A 20,879-nucleotide genomic window follows, 5' to 3' on the forward strand; every position below is an offset into this window, starting at 1 on the left:
TCGAGCTTAAGCCTGGGTAGCGTATTTCGCCAGACGCGAATCACTTTTCAGTACAGCAAGGGTGTTGTTGTGCACGTCGTCAGCGGTCACGTCAGCCTTGCTGAAGATCTGCTGGAAGTGCTCGTGGGTCACGGCAGCAAAGTGCTCGCGATCTTCTGGCGCCACGCCCAGTACCACGGCGTAGGTGGTCAGTGCTTCGCCGTTGCCCTTGGCCATGTCTTCGGACAGCTCGTTCATCATGCCATTCATGGCAATCCAGGACTTGCCGCCGTAGGTCAGGGCGCTGTTGGTGCTGCAACCGTTGGTGCCCGAGGTCATGCCGAAGGTGGCGTTACCCGAGGTGCCGTTGGTGGTGGAAGCCAGGAAGTGAGCTGGAGTGCCGCGCTGGCCTTCGAACAACATGTTGCCCCAACCGCAGTTTGGGCCGCCTGGTGCTTCTGCCATTGCATTGAGGGAGACGACGGTGAAAAGAGTACCAAGAAGGATCCGTTTCATAGCTTTGTTCTCTTTGTGTGCAAACCAATGGACAAGGGGTTCAGGCGCTTGATCACGCCCTAGGGGCCAGTTATTAGTCCAACCCGCGCAGTTTGGAGTTTAGGCACGTTCCAAGGGTTCCGTGGGTTTTTATAAAACAATCGCCGTTGTCGCGATTTTTTTGCAGGACGCGCTCGGTGTCTATGCTTTCCCTACGGCTCGCCTTGCCAGAGCGCGCAAGGGGGAGCCAGAATGCCGTTATCTGCCCCGCCTGATGTAAGGAAGCCCGATGCCTGATCCTGTTGCTGCCAGCTTGCGTCTAGCGCCCGAAGCGCTGACTCGCCCTTTCTCCGCTGAACAGTTCAGCTTCTCGACCACCAATGATTTGGAGCCCTTTCGCGGTGTGCTTGGCCAGGAACGTGCGGTTGAAGCCTTGCAGTTCGGTGTGGCCATGCCACGCCCCGGTTACAACGTGTTTGTCATGGGCGAGCCGGGCACGGGTCGCTTTTCGTTCGTCAAACGCTACCTGAAAGCCGAAGGCAAGCGCCTGCAGACCCCATCGGACTGGGTCTATGTGAATAACTTCGACGAGCCACGCGAACCGCGTGCCCTGGAATTGCCGGGCGGCTGCGCGGCGGCGTTCATCGCCGATATCAACGGGTTGGTCGACAACCTGGTGGCAACCTTCCCGGCGGTGTTCGAACACCCCACCTATCAACAGCGCAAAAGCGCCATCGACCGCGCGTTCAACCAGCGCTACGACAAGGCCCTGGACGTGATCGAACGTCTGGCCCTGGAAAAGGACGTGGCGCTGTACCGTGACAGCACCAACATCGCTTTCACCCCGATGCTCGACGGCAAGGCCCTGGACGAGGCCGAGTTCTCGCAGTTGCCGGAGGCTGATCGCGAGCGCTTCCACTCGGACATCTCCGAACTGGAAGAGCGCCTCAACGAAGAGCTGGCCAGCCTGCCGCAGTGGAAGCGTGAGTCGAACAACCAACTGCGCCAGTTCAACGAAGAAACCATCACCCTGGCCCTGCAACCCTTGCTCGCGCCGCTGTCCGAAAAGTACGCCGAGAACGCAGGCGTTTGCGGTTATCTACAAGCCATGCAGGTGTACCTGCTCAAAACCGTGGTCGAGCAACTGGTGGACGACGCCAAGACCGACGCCCAGGCGCGCAAGCTGCTCGAAGAGCAATACTGCCCGAGCCTGGTGGTGGGCCATGCGGTCAACGGTGGCGCGCCCGTGGTGTTCGAGCCGCACCCGACCTACGACAACCTGTTTGGCCGCATCGAATACAGCACCGACCAGGGCGCGCTCTACACCACATATCGCCAACTGCGTCCGGGCGCGCTGCACCGCGCCAATGGCGGTTTCCTGATCCTTGAAGCCGAAAAAATGCTCGGCGAGCCGTTCGTGTGGGACGCCCTCAAGCGCTCCCTGCAATCGCGCAAGCTGAAGATGGAGTCGCCCCTGGGCGAACTCGGCCGTTTGGCCACTGTGACCCTCAACCCGCAGATGATTCCGCTGCAGGTCAAGGTGATCATCATCGGTTCGCGCCAGCTGTACTACGCGTTGCAGGATGCCGATCCGGACTTCCAGGAGATGTTCCGGGTGCTGGTGGACTTCGACGAAGACATTCCGATGGTCGACGAAAGCCTGGAGCAGTTCGCCCAGTTGCTCAAAACCCGCACGTCGGAAGAAGGCATGGCGCCGCTGACCTCGGACGCCGTGGCGCGGCTGGCCACTTACAGCGCACGCCTGGCGGAACACCAGGGGCGCCTGTCGGCGCGCATCGGTGATTTGTTCCAGTTGGTGAGCGAGGCGGATTTCATTCGCCACCTGGCGGGCGACGAGATGACCGACGCCGGGCATATCGAGCGCGCGCTCAAGGCCAAGGCCACGCGCACCGGGCGGGTTTCGGCGAGGATTCTGGATGACATGCTCGCCGGGGTGATCCTGATCGACACTGCCGGCGCTGCGGTGGGCAAGTGCAACGGCCTGACCGTGCTGGAAGTCGGCGACTCGGCGTTCGGTGTGCCCGCGCGGATTTCCGCCACGGTGTACCCGGGCGGCAGCGGCATTGTCGACATCGAGCGCGAGGTTAACCTCGGACAGCCGATTCACTCCAAGGGCGTGATGATCCTCACTGGTTACCTGGGCAGCCGCTATGCCCAGGAGTTTCCGCTGGCGATCTCCGCGAGTATCGCGCTGGAGCAGTCCTACGGTTATGTGGACGGCGACAGTGCGTCCCTCGGCGAGGCGTGCACGTTGATCTCGGCACTGTCGAAAACGCCGCTCAAGCAGTGCTTTGCCATTACCGGCTCGATCAACCAGTTTGGTGAAGTGCAGGCGGTGGGCGGGGTCAACGAGAAGATCGAGGGCTTCTTCCGCCTCTGTGAAGCGCGCGGGCTGACCGGCGAGCAGGGCGCGATCATTCCCAAGGCCAACGTGACCACGCTGATGCTGGATGAGAAAGTGCTGCAGGCCGTGCGCGCCGGGCAGTTTCACATCTATGCGGTGCGCCAGGCGGATGAAGCGCTGAGCCTGCTGGTGGGCGAGGACGCCGGCGAGCCCGACGACGAAGGGCAATTCCCCGAAGGCACGGTGAACGCGCGGGTGGTTGAGCGCCTGCGCGCGATTGCCGAGATGATCAGCGAGGAAGACCTGAAAGAAGCGGAGAAGGAACTGGCACAGTTGGCGCTGGCCGAAGCCAAACCGACCTGACGCTGAGTAACCAATGTGGGAAGGGGCCACCCCCCTTCTCAAATACAACCTGATTTTTTGAGTTTAAAGACTGAAGTTTCAGGCAACCACATCTCTGTAGTGAGCGGGCTTGTTGTGGCGAGCGGGCTTGCCCCGCGTTGGGCTGCGCAGCAGCCCCAAAACCAGGCTCTGCGCAGTGTCAGGTACACCGCGTTGGTATTGATTGGGGGCGCTTCGCACCCCAACGCGGGGCAAGCCCGCTCGCCACAGAGGCACCTGTGTGCTGCGAGACGTTAAATTGACGGTTTGTCGCCGTTGGTCTCTACAGCCTTGGTTTGTCTTGGTTTTCTTCTACTCTGAGGTAAACCAGTCTACCGAGGGGCGCCGCCATGCCGCGCAACCTTTGCCTTACCCGTCAATGCCTGGGCCTGGAAACCCGTATCGAATGCACCGTTCGCCCGCTTGCCGGGGACAGTGGGTTATGGATGTTGTTATTCGCAGCAGGCATGGCCGGCGAGCAGCCGTCCGCCATCAAGGCCGAGGGCCCGTTTCATGGGGCCTGCGCCGCTGAAACCCTGCTGGGCACCATTGTCGACGGCCTCACGCTGCAAGGCTATGTGCAGAGGCGCGAGCCGCCGATATGGGGCCTGCATTTGCAGGCCTACCTGCGCCAACTCAATCGCAGGCAAGAACGCCTTGTCCTCTAATCGCCGCGTTATTTGCTTTCAGGCTTGTCCAGCTTGACCTCGAAGCCATATTGCACGGTGCTCAGGTCGGTGCGCTGGTAGCCTTCCAGGCTGGTCGGCTGGCCGTAGAAGTAATGCACGTCGAACATCGCCGTGCCGTATTCCTCGGCGCGGTGGCTGACGCCGAGGATTTCCTTGAGGTAATTGCCGCTGGCGTCCTTGGCGTAGAAGCGCCAGCTGTCGGCGGGAAAGGCTTGTTGATCGACGATCAGCGCGTTGTCCTTGAGCGAAAGGCCCTTGGGCAGCTTGGTCGCATCCAGCGTGGTTTTTTCGATAGTGGCCAGAAACAGCGGGATCGAGCCCACCACAAACGCCGGATTCTCCGGGAACAGGTTGAGGTCGTAGGTGAGCAGGCCGCGCGCCGGGTTCAGTTCGAAGGCCTCGGTGGGCAACTCGATAGGGTCGCCGCGCTCGCCTTTTTCGTCGGCGGTAAAAAACGTCACCGGCGCCTCACTGCTGTTGCGTTCGGCGCCCACCAAATCGTCGTTGAAGGTAAAGGGGTGATCGAACACCACATGCGCGGCGCTGGCATCGTCGACGGACTGGCTGATGGTGACGCTGTTTTTCAGCTGCTCTTCGGTCATCGACGCGTCCTTGAGCCAACTCGCGGCGCCGTCGTCGTACACCGTGACGGGCATCGGCAAGGCTTGCACGGTCTTTTCCAGGCTGTTCTTGTCAAACCGCAGAACCGGCAGGTCGAGGTCCTTGCGGGTGACGGTGACCCTGGAAAAGTCCAGCACATTGACTTGCAGGGCGTCGATCACGCCATTGAAGTAGACCTTGGCGTAATACCGGTGCTGTTTTTGCTCGAAGGCTTTTTGCTCATCGGTCAGCTGTTTTTCAAGGGCCGGCGACCAGGCTTTTTGCTTTTGCAGCTCGGCCAGTTGTTTTTCGTAGAACGCCACTTGCGCGGCACTTTCGTTGATCGAGCCCGAACGCGTCAGAAACTGCCCGGTAATGTCCCGTGCCTGGACCAGCAGCGGGTTGGGCGAATCATCCGCGAGTTCCGGCGCCAGGGGCGCGCTGTTGGTGAGTTCGAGCTCGGCGTAGTTCTTTTCAAGCAGCAGCAGGTTGACGGTGACAGTGCCTTCGGTGCGCGTGTGACCGACGTCCTTTTTCGACAGGTCGAAGCTGAGCACCTTGCCGGGTGCTACCACTTCCACCGCGCCCTTGAGGCTCACCGGCTGCGGCTGGCTCTTGTTTTCGGTCTCGATGCCGTCGAAGAACGGGTAGGTCACCGTCAGGTCGTCGGGGTTGGTCAGGTTGGAGCTGCTGGGGCTCAACTGGATGCCGGGATCGGTTTCCGACCATTCCGGCTGGAATGGAATCACCTTGTTGTTGCTCAAGGTGACCGACTGCCATTCCAGGTTGTGGGGGAAAGGAAACTGCTCAGGCACATTGAAAGTGAAGGGGAATACCGGCTGCAAATCTGTCAGGTAGTCCGAATGGGAGGCCCTGCGCAGCACGAACAGGCCGTTGATGTAGGTGTCGACCAAGGCCTGCGGCGTGGCGTAGTGCTTGAGCAGGGCCAGGGAGTCTTCGCCGTACTCGGGCTCGATGGGTTTGCTGGCAAGCTTGGTTTGCGCGCGTTCAAGCAGCAACAGCGAACCGCCGAGGTCGGCGATGGCGTCACGCAGCTTGGGGTCCTGGATGCCGTCGAGGGACTGTTCGAACGTGGCGGTTTTCTCTTCGAGGGTGGCCTGCTTCTGCTCTTCGCTGGGAGAACAGCCGCTGGTCAGCAGCAATGCCGCGCACAGGCCGACGCTGGCCAAGGGAGATCGCACATCCATCATTGCAAGTTTTCCTGTCCGACAGCATTGAGTCGATTTGATGGGCTCGACACTAGCAGATAAACGCGCTTACAGATGCCGTACACGTCAGTTTTCTCGCGGTGACAGGCGGCTGGCGGCGGCTGGTATACTCGCCGCCATTTCTAGCCACGCTGTGTGAGATTCAATGGAACGTTTTATCGAAAATGCTATGTACGCCTCGCGCTGGCTGCTGGCGCCTATCTATTTCGGTCTGTCCCTGGGCTTGTTGGCCCTGGCGCTGAAATTCTTCCAGGAAGTGATCCACCTGCTGCCGAGCGTGTTCTCGATGGCCGAGTCCGAACTGATCCTGGTGCTGCTGTCGCTGATCGACATGGCCCTGGTCGGCGGCCTGCTGGTGATGGTGATGATTTCCGGCTACGAGAACTTCGTCTCGCAACTGGATATCGATGACAACAAGGAAAAGCTCAACTGGCTGGGCACCATGGACTCCTCTTCGCTGAAGATGAAAGTGGCGGCGTCCATCGTGGCGATTTCCTCCATCCACCTGCTGCGCATCTTCATGGACGCCAAGAACGTCGATCCGCAGCATTTGATGTGGTACGTGATCATCCACATGACCTTCGTGGTCTCGGCGTTCGCCATGGGTTATCTGGACAAACTCACCAAGCACTGATGCACCGCGCCGGCCTTACTGCTCGATAAAGTAGTAAGGCTGGCGATTGATCGACATCTGTTTGGTCACCGTGACCTTTTCCTGCAGTTGCTCGGTGCGATCCACCAGCGCCACATTGCCGGGGTTTGCGGTCAGGTAGCTGCGCAATTGCGGTTCGGTGCGCAGGATCGGCAGATAAGCCCGCAGATAGAACACGCTGGCGCCCGCAATCCGCTCGTTGGGTTGAAACAGCACCACGTTTTTGCCCTGGTCCCGCAGGGTCTGGATCTCGCTGATCACCGGCACGAACGAGTGGCGCACGTCCGCTTTGGGCGCGAACCAGAAGGCCGCCGTGAGGTAGCAGGCGATGGCCAGGGTGAATACCGCGCCGATCACGCGCCGATGGTGCGCGTACAGCGCCGGCTTGTGTTCCTTGAGCCATGCCAGCAGCACGCGCACATATTCGGCGGCCAGCACGGCGGCCGCCGGCGTCAGCGCCATCAGGTACACCGTGCGCTTGCTGGACGCCAGGGTCAGCAAGGTAAATTGCGCCACCAGCCACACGCTGAAAAACAGGCGATAACGGTTGCGCACCAGGCTTTTGCGAAAGTGCCACAGGCCCAGGTACACCAGAATATTCCACGGCAAAAACGCCTCGGGCAGCTTCACCAGGTAGTAGTAAAACGGCTCGTAATGCCCGGCTTCGACAAACGAGCCGCTGAAGCGACCGACGCTGTTGGTCAACAGCACTTCGCCCACCGCCTGCATCCCGTCGCGCTGAAACAGAAACCCCAGCCAGATCACCAGCGGCAGCAACGCCAGCAGGGTAAACAGCGCCGGCTTGAGCCAGTCGCCGATGCTCAGGCGCTTGTCCATCAGGCTGATGCTGACCAGGTACACAAAGATCACGATGCCCGGCATCGCCAGGCCCAGCACGCCCTTGCTCAGGGTAGCGATGACCATACCGGCCGCGAACAGCGCCCAGGCCCAGGTGCTGGAGCCTTCGCGATCAGGCCGCACGGCCTGGTAAAACGCCAGCAGTGCGGTGGTCACGCCGAGACTGAGCAATGAGTCCTCACCCACGCCGCGCACATTGCCCCAGTAACTGGCCATGGTCGCCAGGATCAGCGCTGCGCTGAACGCCAACGTCTTCGGCCGCCCGAAAGTACGCAGCATCCCGTACAACAGCATCACACTGAACAGCCCGGCAAACGCCGACGCCAGACGCACCGCCCCGGTGCTGGCGCCAAACAGCCGAATCGCACCGGCGTCGAGCCACAAACTCAGGGGCGGTTTTTCCAGAAACGGTTCCTGAAACAGGCGCGGCACCACCCAGTCGTTGTCCAGGTGCATGGCCATGGCAATCCCGGCCACGCGGGCTTCGGTGGAACCTTGCAATTCATGGTTACCCAGGGCGAAGAAGAACAACAGACCAACGAGCAGAAGCAGCAGAGGAACGGGACGCGTCATGGAGTGTGGCTACCGGGGCAGGGGACCGCTCGGGGGAGCGGACATGGCAATCGGCAAGTATAGGGAGGTGTTTCTTAACAATCCGTGAACGAGAGTGCGGTTGTCTGCAGGCTGCACGCGGCAATCGAGCTAATCCCCCGTTGCGCGTGCAGCCTGTGAACAAAGCGTTCAACTCAATTGGCTGTCTTGATTCGCCCAATCACGCAGCCAGCCTCGAAATAAGCACCTGCCTGTTCGGCAATCTGAACAACGCCCGCACAGGGGGCGAGGATCGAGGTTTCCATTTTCATCGCTTCCACCACGGCGATCACTTGGCCGGCGCTGACCGATTCACCGTCGCCGACGACCCAGGCATGCAGGTTGCCCGCTACCGGTGTCAGCACCGCTTGTGGATCTGCGGCCTCGCTTGGGCTGGCGCTGGCGGGGGCCGGTCCGTTCAGGCTGATGCCGCGCAACAGGGCGGCGGGCAGGCCCAGTTCGTGGCGCTTGCCGTCGATTTCGACGAAGGTGCGCAGCACCTCGGGGTCGGCCGACAAGGCGCTGCGTGGGGCGAGGGTGATCTGTTCGGCGAAGTCGGTTTCGATCCAGCGGGTGTGCACGGCGAAGCGGTCGGCGCCGGTGAAGTCGGCATGTTCCATCACAGCCCGGTGGAAGGGCAGTACCGAGGCGATGCCTTCGATGTTGAACTCTGCCAGGGCACGGCGGGCGCGGGCGATGGCCTGTTCGCGGGTGGCGCCGCTGACGATCAGCTTGGCCATCATCGAATCGAAGGTGCTGGGTACGCTCGAACCCGTGACCACGCCGCTGTCCAGGCGCACGCCGGGGCCGGAAGGGGGCTGAAACGCGCTGATGTGACCGGGGGTGGGTAGAAAGCCTTTGCCCGGGTCTTCGGCGTTGATGCGAAATTCAAAGCTGTGACCGCGCGGCACTGGCGTTTCGCTGAACGACAACGGCAAACCGTCGGCGATGCGTAGTTGCTCGATCACGAGGTCCACGCCGGTGGTTTCCTCGGTGACCGGATGCTCGACTTGAAGACGCGTGTTGACCTCCAGAAACGACAGCGTGCCATCCTGGCTGAGCAGGAATTCCACCGTGCCGGCGCCGACGTAACCGGCCCTGGCGCAAATAGCGTGGGCCGACTGATGGATACGCTCGCGCTGTGCGTCGCTGATGAACGGCGCGGGGGCTTCTTCCACCAGCTTCTGGTTACGGCGTTGCAGCGAGCAGTCACGCGTGCCGACCACCACGACCTTGCCGTGTTTGTCGGCGATGACTTGCGCTTCGATGTGTCGAGGACGGTCGAGGAACTGTTCGACGAAACACTCACCACGGCCGAACGCCGCTTCAGCTTCGCGCACGGCCGAGGCGAACAGTTCGGCGACCTCGTCCAGGCGCCAGGCCACTTTCATGCCGCGCCCGCCACCGCCAAAGGCGGCCTTGATGGCAATCGGCAGGCCATGCTGCTCGGCAAACGCCAGCACTTGGGCCGCGCTTTCGACCGGGCCTGGCGTACCGGCCACCAGCGGTGCGCCGACCTGCTGCGCCAGTTTGCGCGCCTCGACCTTGTCGCCCAGCACGTCGATGGTCTCGGGATTCGGGCCAACCCACACCAGCCCTGCGTTGATCACCGCGCGGGCGAAGTCGGCGCGCTCGGACAGAAAACCGTAACCTGGGTGCACGGCATCAGCGCCGCTGCGTTTGGCAATGGCCAGGAGTTTTTCGATATCCAGGTAGGTGTCTGCCGGGCGCTGGCCGTTCAGGGCATAGGCTTCGTCGGCCTGACGCACGTGCAGGGCGTCGATGTCGGCGTCGGCGTACACCGCAACCGATTGCACCCCATAGTCACGGCAGGCGCGGGCGATGCGGATGGCGATTTCACCACGGTTGGCGATCAGTAATTTTTTCATGGGCTTTTCTTCGCATCGGCAGTTGAAAAAGAGGCATCTGTGCGCGGTTGGAGTTCGCTGAATGTGTTCAGCGGGTTGAAGCGAATCTGCGCATTGATCGGTATCTGCCCGGCCAGGTCCAGGTGGTGATTGGCCACGGCGGCGATCACCGGGTAGCCGCCGGTCAGCGGGTGGTCGGCCAGGAACAGCACCGGTTGCCCACTGGCCGGCACCTGGATGGCGCCGACGGCGGTGCCTTCGCTGGGCAATTCCTGGTGATTGCTGCGCGTCAGCGGCATGTCCCCGGCCAGGCGAATGCCGACGCGGTTGGACTGCGAGGTGACGCGCCACAGCTGACTGCTCAGGCGCTGCACGGCATCTTCGGTAAACCAGTCAGTGCGTGGCCCCATCACCACGTCGAGGGTGACGATGTCCGCTGCCGTCGGCAGTTCGAAGGCCGGCGCTTCCTGCAGCGATACGCTGGTGCCGGTGGTGCGTGGGGTAAAGCCCAGGCGGTCGCCGACGGCGAGCGCCGGGGGGCCGACCTGGGCCAGGGTGTCGGTGGACAGGCTGCCGAGCACCGGCGTGACGTCAAAACCGCCACGTATCGCCAGGTAGCTGCGCAGCCCCGCCAACGGTGCGCCCAGGCTCACACGATCACCCATGGCCAGTTCGATGGGCTGGTAGTTGTCGGCCGTCCAGTGCAGGCCGCTGGCGCTGGTAATGGTGACCGGCGTGCGCGCGCCAGTGACCGCGATCACTGCATGGCCGTGGCAAACAAAGCTCAGGCCGCCGAGTACCGATTCCACACAGGCCATGTCCGAGCGGTTGCCCACGGCGCGGTTGGCCGCGCGCAGGGCGCCGAGGTCCAGCGCGCCGGAGCGCGACACGCCCTGATCGGTCTGGCCGGGGCGGCCCATGTCCTGCAACACGCTGTGTAACCCGGGGCTGATGATTTCCAGGCAGGCGCCGCTGGGGGCGGCGGCACGCGCGGCGGCTGCGGGAGCGGGCAAACCGCCGGCCGGGAGCGGGCCGGCGTCGGTGAATCGCACCTTATAGCCAGGGCGCAGCAGGGCCGGTTCGGCGCGGTTCAGGTCCCACATCTGCAACGGCGTGACGCCGATGATCTGCCAGCCACCGGGGCTGGCCTGGGGGTAGACGCCACTGAAGTCCCCGGCCAGGGCCACGGCGCCCGCCGGTATGCGGGTGCGCGGGGTTCGCCGGCGCGGCACCTGGAAACCGGCGCCGCCGGTGAGGTAGGCAAAACCCGGTGCGAAGCCACAAAAGGCCACGCTGTAGTCATGGGCGGTGTGGCGCTGAATCACTTCGGTGCGGCTGATACCCAGCAGGGTGGCGACTTCATCGAGGTCTTCGCCGTTATAGTGCACGGGGATTTCCACCCGGCGCTGCTCGCCTTCGCGGCGCTGGCTCAGGTCCCGGCCGGCGATGCGCTCGACCAGCGCCTGGCGCTCGATGGCGCTGGGGCGAAACTGGATCAGCAACGTTCGCGCGGCAGGCACGATTTCTTCCACGCCGGCAATCGGCTCCGCCATCAGGGCGTCGAACAGGGCCAGGGTTTGGTCGAGGTCGTTCAATTCGACGAGCAGGGTGTCCAGGTTGACCGGTAGAAAGCGCACGGGAAGCTCCTAGACGTGGCAAGTGCTGTCAGGCACATCGGTGATGAACAGGTGGCCGGGCGCGTGGGTGAACGCATTCATGGGCGATCTCCGGCAAACGGCCGCACGGACAGGTTGGCCTGCTCCAGCACTCGGCGCAGTTCGCGCGCCATGTCCACCGCTGCGGGGCTGTCGCCATGCACGCAGATGGAGTCGGCCTCGATGCGGGTGCGCGTGCCATCAATGGCTTCAATGGTGCCGTCCTCGACCAGGCGCAGCATGCGTTGGGCCACCTGTTTCGGATCGTGCAGCACCGCACCCGGTTCACGTCGCGACACCAGCGTGCCTTGGGGCGTGTAGGCGCGGTCGGCGAAGGCCTCCGCGACACACTGCAAGCCCTCGTCGCGCGCCCATTGGATCAGCGTGGAACCGGCCAGGGCCACCAGTATCAGCGTGGGATCGATGGCGCGGAGGGCGGCGATCACCGCCAGCGCCTGGCGACGGTCGTGGGCGATGGTGTTGTACAACGCGCCGTGGGGTTTTACATAGCGCACCGCCGTGCCCGCAGCCCTGGCCAGGCCTTGAAGCGCGCCGATCTGGTAGATCACGTCGGCGGTCAGTTCATCGCTGGCCAGGTCCATGTTGCGGCGACCGAAGCCGACCTTGTCCGGGTAAGCCACATGGGCGCCAATGGTGACGTTTTTGGCGGCGGCGGCTTGCAGGGTGCGCAGGATGCCGGCCGGGTCGCCGGCATGAAAACCGCAGGCGACGTTGGCGCTGGTCACCACATCGAGCATCGCGCTGTCGTCGCCCATGCTCCAGGCGCCGAAGCTCTCGCCCAGGTCGCTGTTAAGATCAATTGCACGCATCAAAAGTAACCTCCGGTTAAATCAGGCCGCGCCGATAAAGGCAAAGATGGCACCCGCCGACTTGTAGGCCATGAACCACGACAGCAGACAGGTGAGGATACCAAGCACCAGCAACCCGCGAGGATAGTGGTAGCCGTCCATGAGATCGGAGCGGCGCCAGCCCACGTACATGAAGATGCTCAGACCGAGCGGCAGGATCAGCCCATTGAAGCCGCCAGCGAACACCAGCAACGCCGCCGGTGGTTTGCCCAGCACCAGATAAACGGCCAGCGAAATGATGATGAACACCACGGTAGCCAAGTGACGCACGCGCTCGGTGATGCGCTTTGAAAACACGGTAATAAAGGACATCGACGTGTACGAAGCGCCGATCACACTGCTGATCCCCGCCGCCCACAGCACCAGGCCGAACATCATCATGCCGATATTACCCGCCGCCGCATGAAACGCCTGGGCCGCTGGGTTGGCGCCCTGGCCGGACACATCGATGACGACGCCACTGGCCACCACCCCGAGAATCGCCAGGAACAACACATAACGCGCCACGCCCGTGACCAGAATGCCGGTCAGCGCTGCCCTGGAAACCGCTTCAATGTTTTCCACACCCACCGTGCCCCGGTCGAGCAGGCGGTGCGCGCCGGCATAAGTGATGTAACCGCCGACCGTGCCGCCGACGATGGTGGTGATGGCGGCGAAGTCGATGAAGTCAGGCCACACCGATTGACGCAGGGCTTCGCCCAACGGCGGATGGGTGGCAAAGGCGGCGAACAGGATCAGGCACACCTTGAGAATGCCCAGCGCCATCATGATGCGGTCCATGGCAATGCCGGCGCGATGGGACGAGAAAATCGCGATGGCAAGCAGCGCACTCAACGCCCCGCCCCATTTGGGGTCCAGGCCGGTTAACGCATTCAAGCCGAGGCCCGCACCGGCGATATTGCCCAGCATGAACACCAGACCGCCGGACAGCACCAGCAACGTCAGCAGGTAGCCACTCCCGGGGATTGCCGCGTTGGCCAGGTCCGCGGCGCGCATCCGCGTCAGCGACACGATGCGCCAGACGTTCAACTGCACCACGAAGTCGATCAGGATCGAGGCCAGAATGCCGAACGCAAACGCCGCGCCGAGGGTCGCCGTGAATGTCGCCGTCTGCGTCAGAAAGCCCGGCCCGATGGCCGACGTCGCCATCATGAAAATCGCCGCCACCAGAGAGGCGCGCCGGTCTTTTGTGAACGCTTGAGGAGTCTGTGTCACGGCATCGTTCCTACAGTGAGAGATACCTCGACTGAGCAATGTGTGTGCCAGAAGCCATGAATCGGCACCTAAGTGTGGGTTGATAAAGGGTTTATTGTTGAACAATCTGTTGTTAATGAGTGATTCATGTGCACTCAATTGTTACCCAAAGCCCGCAAGCTGCTACTTAATGAAGCACGCTCCCTGCGTCATCCTTGTGCCTTGCACCCAGCTCTGATGGAATAACCGCGCGGTTATTCCTACCTTGGATTTCTTATGAACGACGCACCTCCCACTCTTCCTCGCACGCTGGGAGAATCCATCACCCAGGAAATACGCAGAATGCTGGTCGAAGGCGAACTCGTGCCCGGCCAACGCCTGTCCGAAGCCGCACTGGCCGAGACTCTGGATATCTCGCGCAACACCCTGAGGGAAGCGTTCAGAGTGCTGACCCGCGAAGGCCTGCTCAAACACGAACCCAACCGCGGCGTCACCGTCGCAGCGCCCGACATGGCCTCGATCATCGACCTCTACCGCGTGCGCCGCTTCATCGAATGCAAGGCAATCGCCCAAGGCTACCCCCAGCACCCCGGCGCCCTGCACATGCAGCAAGCCGTCGAAGCCGGCGCACGCGCACGCGAAGCCAAGGATTGGGTGGCAGTGGGCACGGCCAACATGGCGTTCCACACCGCCATCGTCGAACTCGCCGACAGCCCGCGCCTGCTGGTGTTTTATGGACAAATCTCGGCTGAGTTGCGGCTGGCGTTTGGCTTGCTTAATGATCCGCAGTTTTTGCACCTGCCGTTTCTGGACATGAATGCTTCGATACTTCGGTGTGTTGAGGAAGGGCGTGCGGGGGATGCGGTGGTGATGCTGGAGGGGTATTTGGTGCAGTCGGAGCGGACGGTGTTGGCGGCGTTTGAGCGCAGGGGGAGGGGGTAGGGAGGTTGCAGTCATAAAAAAGACGTCCGTGGACGTCTTTAGATGATCAATGGGTGCCTGGGATCCACCTGTGCTCGCCTGGATTACATCGCTGAGCAGGCAATCGCAGACGATAGTCGATTTCAGTCGGGTAACAATTGCATGATCTCGAACGCGTTCAGCGCCGCCCCTCGTAATAATTGATCGCCGCTGATGAACATGTCCAGGCCATGTTCCTTGTAGATCAGATTGTAGCGGATCCGGCCGACCTCGACCGCGTGTTTGTAGGTGGAGGTCATCGGCATCGGATAACTCCCAGTCGCGGGCGTATCCACGACTTCAACGCCTGCAGCAGCGGCTAGCAACTGGCGAACACGGTCCAGCGACTGGACAGGTTTTGTGAAGCGCAGGCTCAGGGCTTCCGCGTGGGAGCGCAAGGTGGGTACGCGTACGGCGGTTGTGCTGATGGCCAGGTCGGGTTCGCCCAGAACCTTGCGCAACTCCCAGACCACCTTCATCTCTTCGCGTGTGTAACCGTTGTCTTCAAACGAGTCGACTTGAGGAATGACATTGAATGCCAGGTTATGCGCGAAGTGCTCGGCACTGTCGTTATCACCGTAATCGGTGAATGATCTGGCCCGCTCCCGAAGCTCTTCCATTGCAGGCTGACCGGCGCCGCTGGCGGCTTGGTAAGTGGAGATGATCGCACTTTCGAGTTGGTATTCGTCGTGCAACGGGCCCAGTACCATCAGCGCGATGGCTGACGAACAATTGGGGTTGGCGATGAGCTTTTCACCGGCGTAGCGCTGGCCATTGATGGGCGGAACCAACAGGGGCACGTGATCTGCGTAACGGAATGCGGACGAGTTATCGATAACATAGGAAGACTGCGCAAGACGCTCGCCATACTCTAGGGCGAACGACCCCGATACACAAAGAAAGACGATGTCGCAGGTGGCGCAACCTTCGACCGAGAATGGCTCGATCAAGTGCTCGCTGTCACCCACCTTCAGTCGCTTGCCGGCCGAGCGCTGCGAGGCCATGCACACGACCTCGTACGCAGTATTTTCCAGCAGTTCGAGCATGGTCATGCCTACGGCACCGGTGCATCCGACCACAGCGATTTTTTTCATTCGAATCTCCTTATATGCCCGCGCGCCGTCGAAACGACGGCGCGCGGGTTGCTCATGCAGTACGCAGTTGTACCGCCGGGTTGGAAGCGGCGTTAGCCCGTTGCACCCGAATCGAGTTCCAGGTAAACAGCGTCAATGCCAGCCAGATAAATGCGAAAGCAGCCAGCTTCAGTGACGAGACTGGCTCACCATACACGAAGGCGGCCAGTACGAAGTTGCAGATCGGTGGGACGAATTGCAGGAAACCCAGCGTGATCATCGACAGACGTTTGGCTGCCAGACTGTACCACCACAACGGCAGTACGGTGATCAGGCCAGTGGCGACCAGCAGCAGGTCGTGGCTGGTCGATAGCAGGAACTGATGCCCCTGGCCCGCCGCATGAGCCAGCATCAGGAACACGGCCGCGAACGGCAACAACACGCCGATCTCCAGCGTCTGCACCACGACCGGGTCTCCGGGCACCTTCTTCTTGAATATGCCGTAGAAGGAATAGCAGAAGCCTATTACTAATGCTATCCAGGGGAATGACCGCAGATTAAGCAGCTCAAAGGCCATCAAGGTGACACCGGTTACAGCAAGCAAAATCGCCCAGGTCTGCAAGGTTGTCAGCCGCTCCTTGAAGATCAACCGTGACACCAGCATGCTCATTATCGGGCTGAGGAAGTAACCGAAAGCGACCTCCAGCACGCGTCCGGTCATAATCCCGTAGATGTACATCAGCCACCACAGCCCGAGCACCGCTGCGACCGTCAGCACGTTGATCGGACGCACTGTTTTGAGGGTCGAGCGCAGCACCGGCAGGCGCCCGGTCAGCAGCAACAGAGCCACGAGGAACAGCTCCGCGAATACCACTCGCCACGAAAGCAGGTGATAGGCATCCAGCCCTGCCAGCGGCTTGTACCACAGTGGGTACGAACCCCATAGAAGGGTGGCACCGAGACCGAACGCCACGCCATTGCCAGACTCGTTTTTTGCATTCATTGGAGTGCCTCTGCATTGAGTTTGCGTTCGATGCCGTCCCAGAACATTTCCATCAGATGCAAGTACTGCTCAATGCCTTCGGCAAACAGCCGACGCTGCTCTTGGGTCTGCAAGTGTTTTCCCATGACATTGAATACGGCGTTGGAATGGCCGACTTCCACTTCCATGTGCAACGTCCAGAAAAACCGGCCGCGCTCGTCCATACCTTCGTGTATCAGGCCGTCGTTGTACTTGGAAACCATCGATGCCGACATCGCTTCATCGGCAAACAGGCCGCCAAGGGCTTTCTGCAGCGGCGGTGTGTTGTAGAGCGCGCAAATGCCATCGTTCAGAGCTTGGGTGCTCGGCAGGCATTTGTAAGCCTCGATCTGTGCCTCGTCGATGCCCTTGTTGTGAAGGAACTTGCGATACAGGTCCGAGTGCGATTGGGTTTCGCCCAGTTCGTCGCGAGCATTGAAGGCGATTGTGCGCAACACCGCTTCGTCACGGGTAATGGTGGAAATACCGCACACGTAGAACGGCAGAAATTTGAAGTAGTGCAGCGTTTCCAGATACAGCACCTTGCTGTGCTCGGGACTCAGGCCTTTCTGCGCATAGGCATTCAGGAACGGGTGCTCAGTGGCACGGTGCTTGAGGATGTAGTCAATCTGCTCATCCATGAACAACTTCAGTTCCAGATCGACGCCACTGTCTCGTACAACGTAAGCGGATTCGGATTGGAACGTTTCTTGACTGATGGACATGGTGATTCTCCTTGAGGATACAAAAGCAACGGTATTAGGCACAGACCCTGCGGTGGCCGCGATCGTCAGGTAGCGAGTAGATCAGGCTTCTGAAGCTTCGGCGTTGCGCGCTTCGGTACCCCAGATGACGTCGATGCTTTCATGGGCGACATCGGCGCGGCGATCATGGGCGCTTGCCCAGCAGGTGTTGAGAATGATGCGAGTCGTTTCCTGCTGGATCGGCACAACGTGGTGCAAGGTGGTATCGGACTTGAGGAAGTACACATCGCCCTTGAGGTGGTGATAGGACTTGATGTCGTTGTTGAGGATGTACTTCCAGATTTGCGGATTCTCCTTGTCCCACTCGCTGTGCGGCACGCACTGCAGGACGCCACCGATCGCCGGGTCCTCAGGCGCTTCGATGATCCAGATCATGGTGTACGGGTAGTCGCCCCAGTGCCAGCCGTGGGTGTCGCCCGGATGACTGAGTTTGGTCACAAGGTACTGTTCCTGCTCCCAGCAGGACGCCAGGTCGTCACCGGCAATATTACCGAGAAATGTGCGCAGGGCTTCAGACGTGTACAGGGCTGGAATCAACGTGCCGCCTTCAGCGATTTCCGGCTGGTTGACGTTATACATTTTGCGGTAAGTGTTGCCGGTGGACGGGACAGTGACGTCGCGACGTACCGAATACTCGTTCAGCAGTTCATGCACTTCTTTATGAACATCTTCCAACACAGTGCGTGGCAGGAATGAGAAGTTCTTGAAGTTAAAGTAACCGTCGCGGCGAAATTCATTGCGAATTTTCTTCATTCGCGTTTCATCGGACAGAATGGTTTGAAAGTGCTTTTCAAGTTGCTGCTCAAGTGCATTAACCGCCAAGCCGGATTGCTGAGTTTTCATAGGGGCTCCTTTCCTTTTTTATTGATCGAGATAGCACATTATTAAATGTGTGATTGATGCGCTGTGCGCAGGGCCGGCCATCGACGCCTTTTCAAACTCAACAAGGGACCGGTCATTAAAGTGGTGACAATGGTCATTACCACTAAAGCGGTAAACAGTTCGGCGCCGATGATGCCCAGGTCGAGACCGATCTTGAGCACCACCAACTCCATCAGGCCGCGGGTGTTCATCAAGACACCGAGCGTCAGTGACATCGACCACGGGTAGGCCATCAATCGGGCGCCGAGGGCGCTGCCGACAATCTTGCCGATAATGGCGACAGTCAGAATGACCCCCAGCACGGGCAAGCCCAGACTGGAGAATGCCGAAGCGCTGGTACTTAAGCCGGTCAAAGCGAAGAAGCAGGGCATCAGGATGATCAGCGAAACATGCTCCAGACGCTCGATGATCATTTCAAGCAACTGCTGATCTCGTGGCAGGCACAAACCGAACATGAACGCGCCGAACACTGCATGCACGCCGAGGGCGTGAGTCAGGCTGCCATAAATCAGCACGCCGGCGACCAGCGCTATCAGTACCTTTGGCTGGGCAAGCCGTTCTTGGGCGGCCAGCCATTTGCACAGCAGTGGCTTGAGCAGGAAAAACGATACGGCTACCAGGGATAAAAGTCCGGCTACTCGCCCGCCGAGCATCAGCCAACTGCCGTCGTGGCCGCTGACCATCGCCACCAGAGCAATCAGCAGCCATGCGACCACATCGGTCATGGCTGCCGCCACTAGTGCGATTGTCCCCACCTCAGTGTCGAGGAGCGCCCGCTCTTTGAGAATTCGCGCCAGCACCGGAAATGCCGTGACCGAAAACACCGTGCCTATGAACAGCGTAAAACCCAACGCTGACACTGTTGGATGTGCAAAGCGTTCGAACAGCCAGGGAGCGATCGCCACACCCAGCGCAAAGGGGATCACAATACTGAACCCGCCAATCACCAGCGCCTTGACGCCGGTCTTGCTGCCTTTGGCAGGAAAGCGGAATTCAGCGCCAATGACGAAGGTAAACAGCAAAAGTCCCAATTCGCTGAGAACTTTCAATTGACGCATTGCGTCTGCATCGAACAGTCGTTGATGAAAGCCTGGGAATAATTGACCGAGAATAACCGGTCCCAGTACGAAACCGGCGATCATTTCCCCTACCACTTGGGGCTGGCCAAAACGTGCCAATACGGCGCCGAGCAACTTTGCCGTCAGCATTACAAACAAGATCTGTACAAACAACATAATCCCTGTCCCCAATCGCGTCCTGGTTAATCTCATACAGCAATCGGTCATTAACGGGCGTTCACGCGTTATGACCCTCTCCACCGCGATCAGCCAGTATTGCTCTGGCTGTTAATGCGTCGAGGTGACGGGTTATTTAATGGCAGGATTGAAGTGCTTCATAGACTTGAGCCAGCGCCGATAACAGGTTGATAACGATGGGGCACGGCGTGTCAGTCAAACTGTTCATTGTATGGACAGTGGACAATCGTCTGTCAGCGCATTCAGGGTTGCGCCAACACTGCGACATTCGCTTGGGTAAAGCGTGGTCGTCTGTTCTTCTCAGGATTGTCGCTAATGATTGTAGGGGACTCGATCGGTCAGCTACAGTGCGGCACCCGCCAATAAACGGTAAATTTTCGCCAAATGCTTGATCATCCTGGAACAGTTGCGATCCTTGTCTACAAAGGCCTCTGTGTATTCGAGTTCGGCATCGCGCTGGAGATCTTTGGTCTGCCACGCCCGGAAATCGATGTCCCTTGGTACACCTGCCTGACTGTTGCGGTCGAGCAAGGGCCCATGCATGCATTGGGTGGCATTCAAATCAGTGTCGATGCCGGCCTGGAGATGCTCGACAACGTCCGGACAATCATCATTCCGGGATGGCGCAGTCGTCATGAAGCACCACCTGAGGCATTGTTGGAGGCGTTGCGAAATGCCCATGCACGAGGCGCCCGCCTGTTGTCGATCTGTTCAGGCGTATTTGTTCTGGCTGCCACCGGTTTGCTCAATGGCAAAACGGCAACGACGCATTGGCAGCTCAGTGAAGAGCTGGCCGAAAGCTTTCCGGCGATCACGGTTGACCCGAACGTACTGTATGTGGATTCCGGGCAGATCATTACCTCGGCGGGCAGCGCTGCGGGCATTGACGCCTGCCTGCACCTGATCCTGCGCGACTTCGGTACCCACATTGCCAATTCGGTGGCCAGGCGCCTGGTCATGGCGCCTCAGCGAACGGGAGGCCAGTCACAATTCATCGTGGCTCCTGTGAGCAAATCGCCGCGTAACGAGCTGACCCGCGTACTTCAATGGGCTCGTGAAAATCTGGACAAGCCACTAAGCGTTTGCGACATGGCTAGTCAGGTCGCGATGAGCGAGCGCACGTTCCTCAGGCGTTTTGTCGAGACGACCGGGTTACCCCCCAAGGTCTGGTTGCAGCAGGAGCGTCTGAACCGTGCCAGGGATTTGCTGGAAAGCACCGATCAGAGCGCAGCCGGTATTGCGAGGGTCTGTGGTTATCGTTCGGTAGAGAGCTTTCGCAAGGCGTTTCGAAATGCAGTCGGACTGCCACCCTCTGCTTACCGCGAGCGTTTTGGCATCGGCGTGCCCCGCGAACAGACGGCCTAGTGTGACAAACCTCAGCGAGGCGCATGCTTCAGTGCGTCTCGTGACCCGGTCCCGGTAGCCAATCGACAGGCCGTTAACCGGCTGAAACGTTTAACGTGTGGCCATCCTCCTGATGAACACAGAGCGTCTTCGC

17 protein-coding genes are annotated in these 20,879 nt (G+C 60.4%); 5 read left to right on the top strand and 12 right to left on the bottom strand.

The features are described 5' to 3' along the window. Positions 1–6 precede the first annotated feature (6 nt). A complete protein-coding gene (locus TU79_RS14915; RefSeq protein ID WP_017253712.1) occupies positions 7–495 on the bottom strand; it encodes a DUF3015 domain-containing protein in 489 nt (162 codons plus the stop codon). Between the two features lie 268 nt (positions 496–763). On the opposite strand from TU79_RS14915, the gene TU79_RS14920 reads away from it, so the two are divergent. Further along, positions 764–3,202, top strand: coding sequence for a Lon protease family protein (locus tag TU79_RS14920; RefSeq protein ID WP_057008691.1), 2,439 nt, complete (start codon positions 764–766; stop codon positions 3,200–3,202). A 368-nt stretch (positions 3,203–3,570) separates the two neighbouring features. Further along, the gene (locus tag TU79_RS14925) at positions 3,571–3,888 is read left to right on the top strand and encodes a PA4575 family protein (RefSeq protein ID WP_057008692.1); all 318 of its coding nucleotides are present in this window, start codon (positions 3,571–3,573) and stop codon (positions 3,886–3,888) included. 8 nt (positions 3,889–3,896) lie between these two features. On the opposite strand, the gene TU79_RS14930 is transcribed toward TU79_RS14925, so the two are convergent. After that, the gene (locus TU79_RS14930; RefSeq protein WP_082638500.1) at positions 3,897–5,720 is read right to left on the bottom strand and encodes a hypothetical protein; all 1,824 of its coding nucleotides are present in this window, start codon (positions 5,718–5,720) and stop codon (positions 3,897–3,899) included. A 163-nt stretch (positions 5,721–5,883) separates the two neighbouring features. Between TU79_RS14930 and TU79_RS14935 the strand changes: the two genes are divergently transcribed. Continuing rightward, positions 5,884–6,372: a TIGR00645 family protein gene (locus TU79_RS14935; RefSeq protein ID WP_024077486.1), complete on the top strand. Its 489-nt coding sequence runs from the start codon at positions 5,884–5,886 to the stop codon at positions 6,370–6,372. Positions 6,373–6,387: 15 nt separating this feature from the next. Here the strand turns inward: TU79_RS14935 and TU79_RS14940 are convergent, their stop codons facing one another. From TU79_RS14940 to TU79_RS14960, 5 genes are all read right to left on the bottom strand, one after another. Then, positions 6,388–7,821, bottom strand: a complete 1,434-nt coding sequence (locus TU79_RS14940) for a glycosyltransferase family 39 protein (protein WP_057008693.1) — start codon at positions 7,819–7,821, stop codon at positions 6,388–6,390. A gap of 173 nt (positions 7,822–7,994) precedes the next feature. Continuing rightward, entirely contained in the window at positions 7,995–9,728 is a 1,734-nt protein-coding gene (locus TU79_RS14945; protein WP_057008694.1) for an acetyl/propionyl/methylcrotonyl-CoA carboxylase subunit alpha, read from the bottom strand. Beyond that, positions 9,725–11,344 (bottom strand): 5-oxoprolinase subunit B/C family protein, encoded by a 1,620-nt coding sequence (locus TU79_RS14950; RefSeq protein ID WP_057008695.1) that lies wholly within the window; start codon positions 11,342–11,344, stop codon positions 9,725–9,727. The genes TU79_RS14945 and TU79_RS14950 overlap by 4 nt, the downstream gene beginning before the upstream one ends. A 77-nt stretch (positions 11,345–11,421) precedes the next feature. Next, a complete protein-coding gene (locus TU79_RS14955; protein WP_057008696.1) occupies positions 11,422–12,192 on the bottom strand; it encodes a LamB/YcsF family protein in 771 nt (256 codons plus the stop codon). A 21-nt stretch (positions 12,193–12,213) separates the two neighbouring features. Beyond that, positions 12,214–13,446: an NRAMP family divalent metal transporter gene (locus TU79_RS14960; protein ID WP_057008697.1), complete on the bottom strand. Its 1,233-nt coding sequence runs from the start codon at positions 13,444–13,446 to the stop codon at positions 12,214–12,216. Positions 13,447–13,701: 255 nt separating this feature from the next. Here TU79_RS14960 and TU79_RS14965 point away from each other — a divergent pair, with 255 nt between their 5' ends. After that, the gene (locus tag TU79_RS14965; protein ID WP_082638501.1) at positions 13,702–14,367 is read left to right on the top strand and encodes a GntR family transcriptional regulator; all 666 of its coding nucleotides are present in this window, start codon (positions 13,702–13,704) and stop codon (positions 14,365–14,367) included. Between the two features lie 122 nt (positions 14,368–14,489). On the opposite strand, the gene TU79_RS14970 is transcribed toward TU79_RS14965, so the two are convergent. The 5 genes from TU79_RS14970 to TU79_RS14990 form a co-directional block, all read right to left on the bottom strand. After that, complete coding sequence (locus tag TU79_RS14970) at positions 14,490–15,479, bottom strand: aspartate-semialdehyde dehydrogenase (RefSeq protein WP_057008699.1); 990 nt, start codon at positions 15,477–15,479, stop codon at positions 14,490–14,492. 52 nt (positions 15,480–15,531) lie between these two features. Continuing rightward, complete coding sequence (gene rarD / locus TU79_RS14975) at positions 15,532–16,461, bottom strand: EamA family transporter RarD (RefSeq protein WP_057008700.1); 930 nt, start codon at positions 16,459–16,461, stop codon at positions 15,532–15,534. After that, on the bottom strand, positions 16,458–17,204 hold the full coding sequence (locus TU79_RS14980; protein WP_057008701.1) for an iron-containing redox enzyme family protein: 747 nt from the start codon (positions 17,202–17,204) through the stop codon (positions 16,458–16,460). The genes rarD and TU79_RS14980 overlap by 4 nt, the downstream gene beginning before the upstream one ends. An 81-nt stretch (positions 17,205–17,285) precedes the next feature. After that, complete coding sequence (locus TU79_RS14985) at positions 17,286–18,086, bottom strand: HalD/BesD family halogenase (protein ID WP_057008702.1); 801 nt, start codon at positions 18,084–18,086, stop codon at positions 17,286–17,288. A gap of 41 nt (positions 18,087–18,127) precedes the next feature. Then, positions 18,128–19,360: a cation:proton antiporter domain-containing protein gene (locus TU79_RS14990; RefSeq protein ID WP_057008703.1), complete on the bottom strand. Its 1,233-nt coding sequence runs from the start codon at positions 19,358–19,360 to the stop codon at positions 18,128–18,130. 405 nt (positions 19,361–19,765) lie between these two features. On the opposite strand from TU79_RS14990, the gene ftrA reads away from it, so the two are divergent. Continuing rightward, positions 19,766–20,746, top strand: coding sequence for a transcriptional regulator FtrA (gene ftrA / locus TU79_RS14995; protein ID WP_057008704.1), 981 nt, complete (start codon positions 19,766–19,768; stop codon positions 20,744–20,746). The last annotated feature ends 133 nt before the right edge of the window (positions 20,747–20,879 follow it).

The sequence above is a fragment of the Pseudomonas trivialis genome (assembly GCF_001439805.1).
Lineage (GTDB): Bacteria > Pseudomonadota > Gammaproteobacteria > Pseudomonadales > Pseudomonadaceae > Aquipseudomonas > Aquipseudomonas trivialis.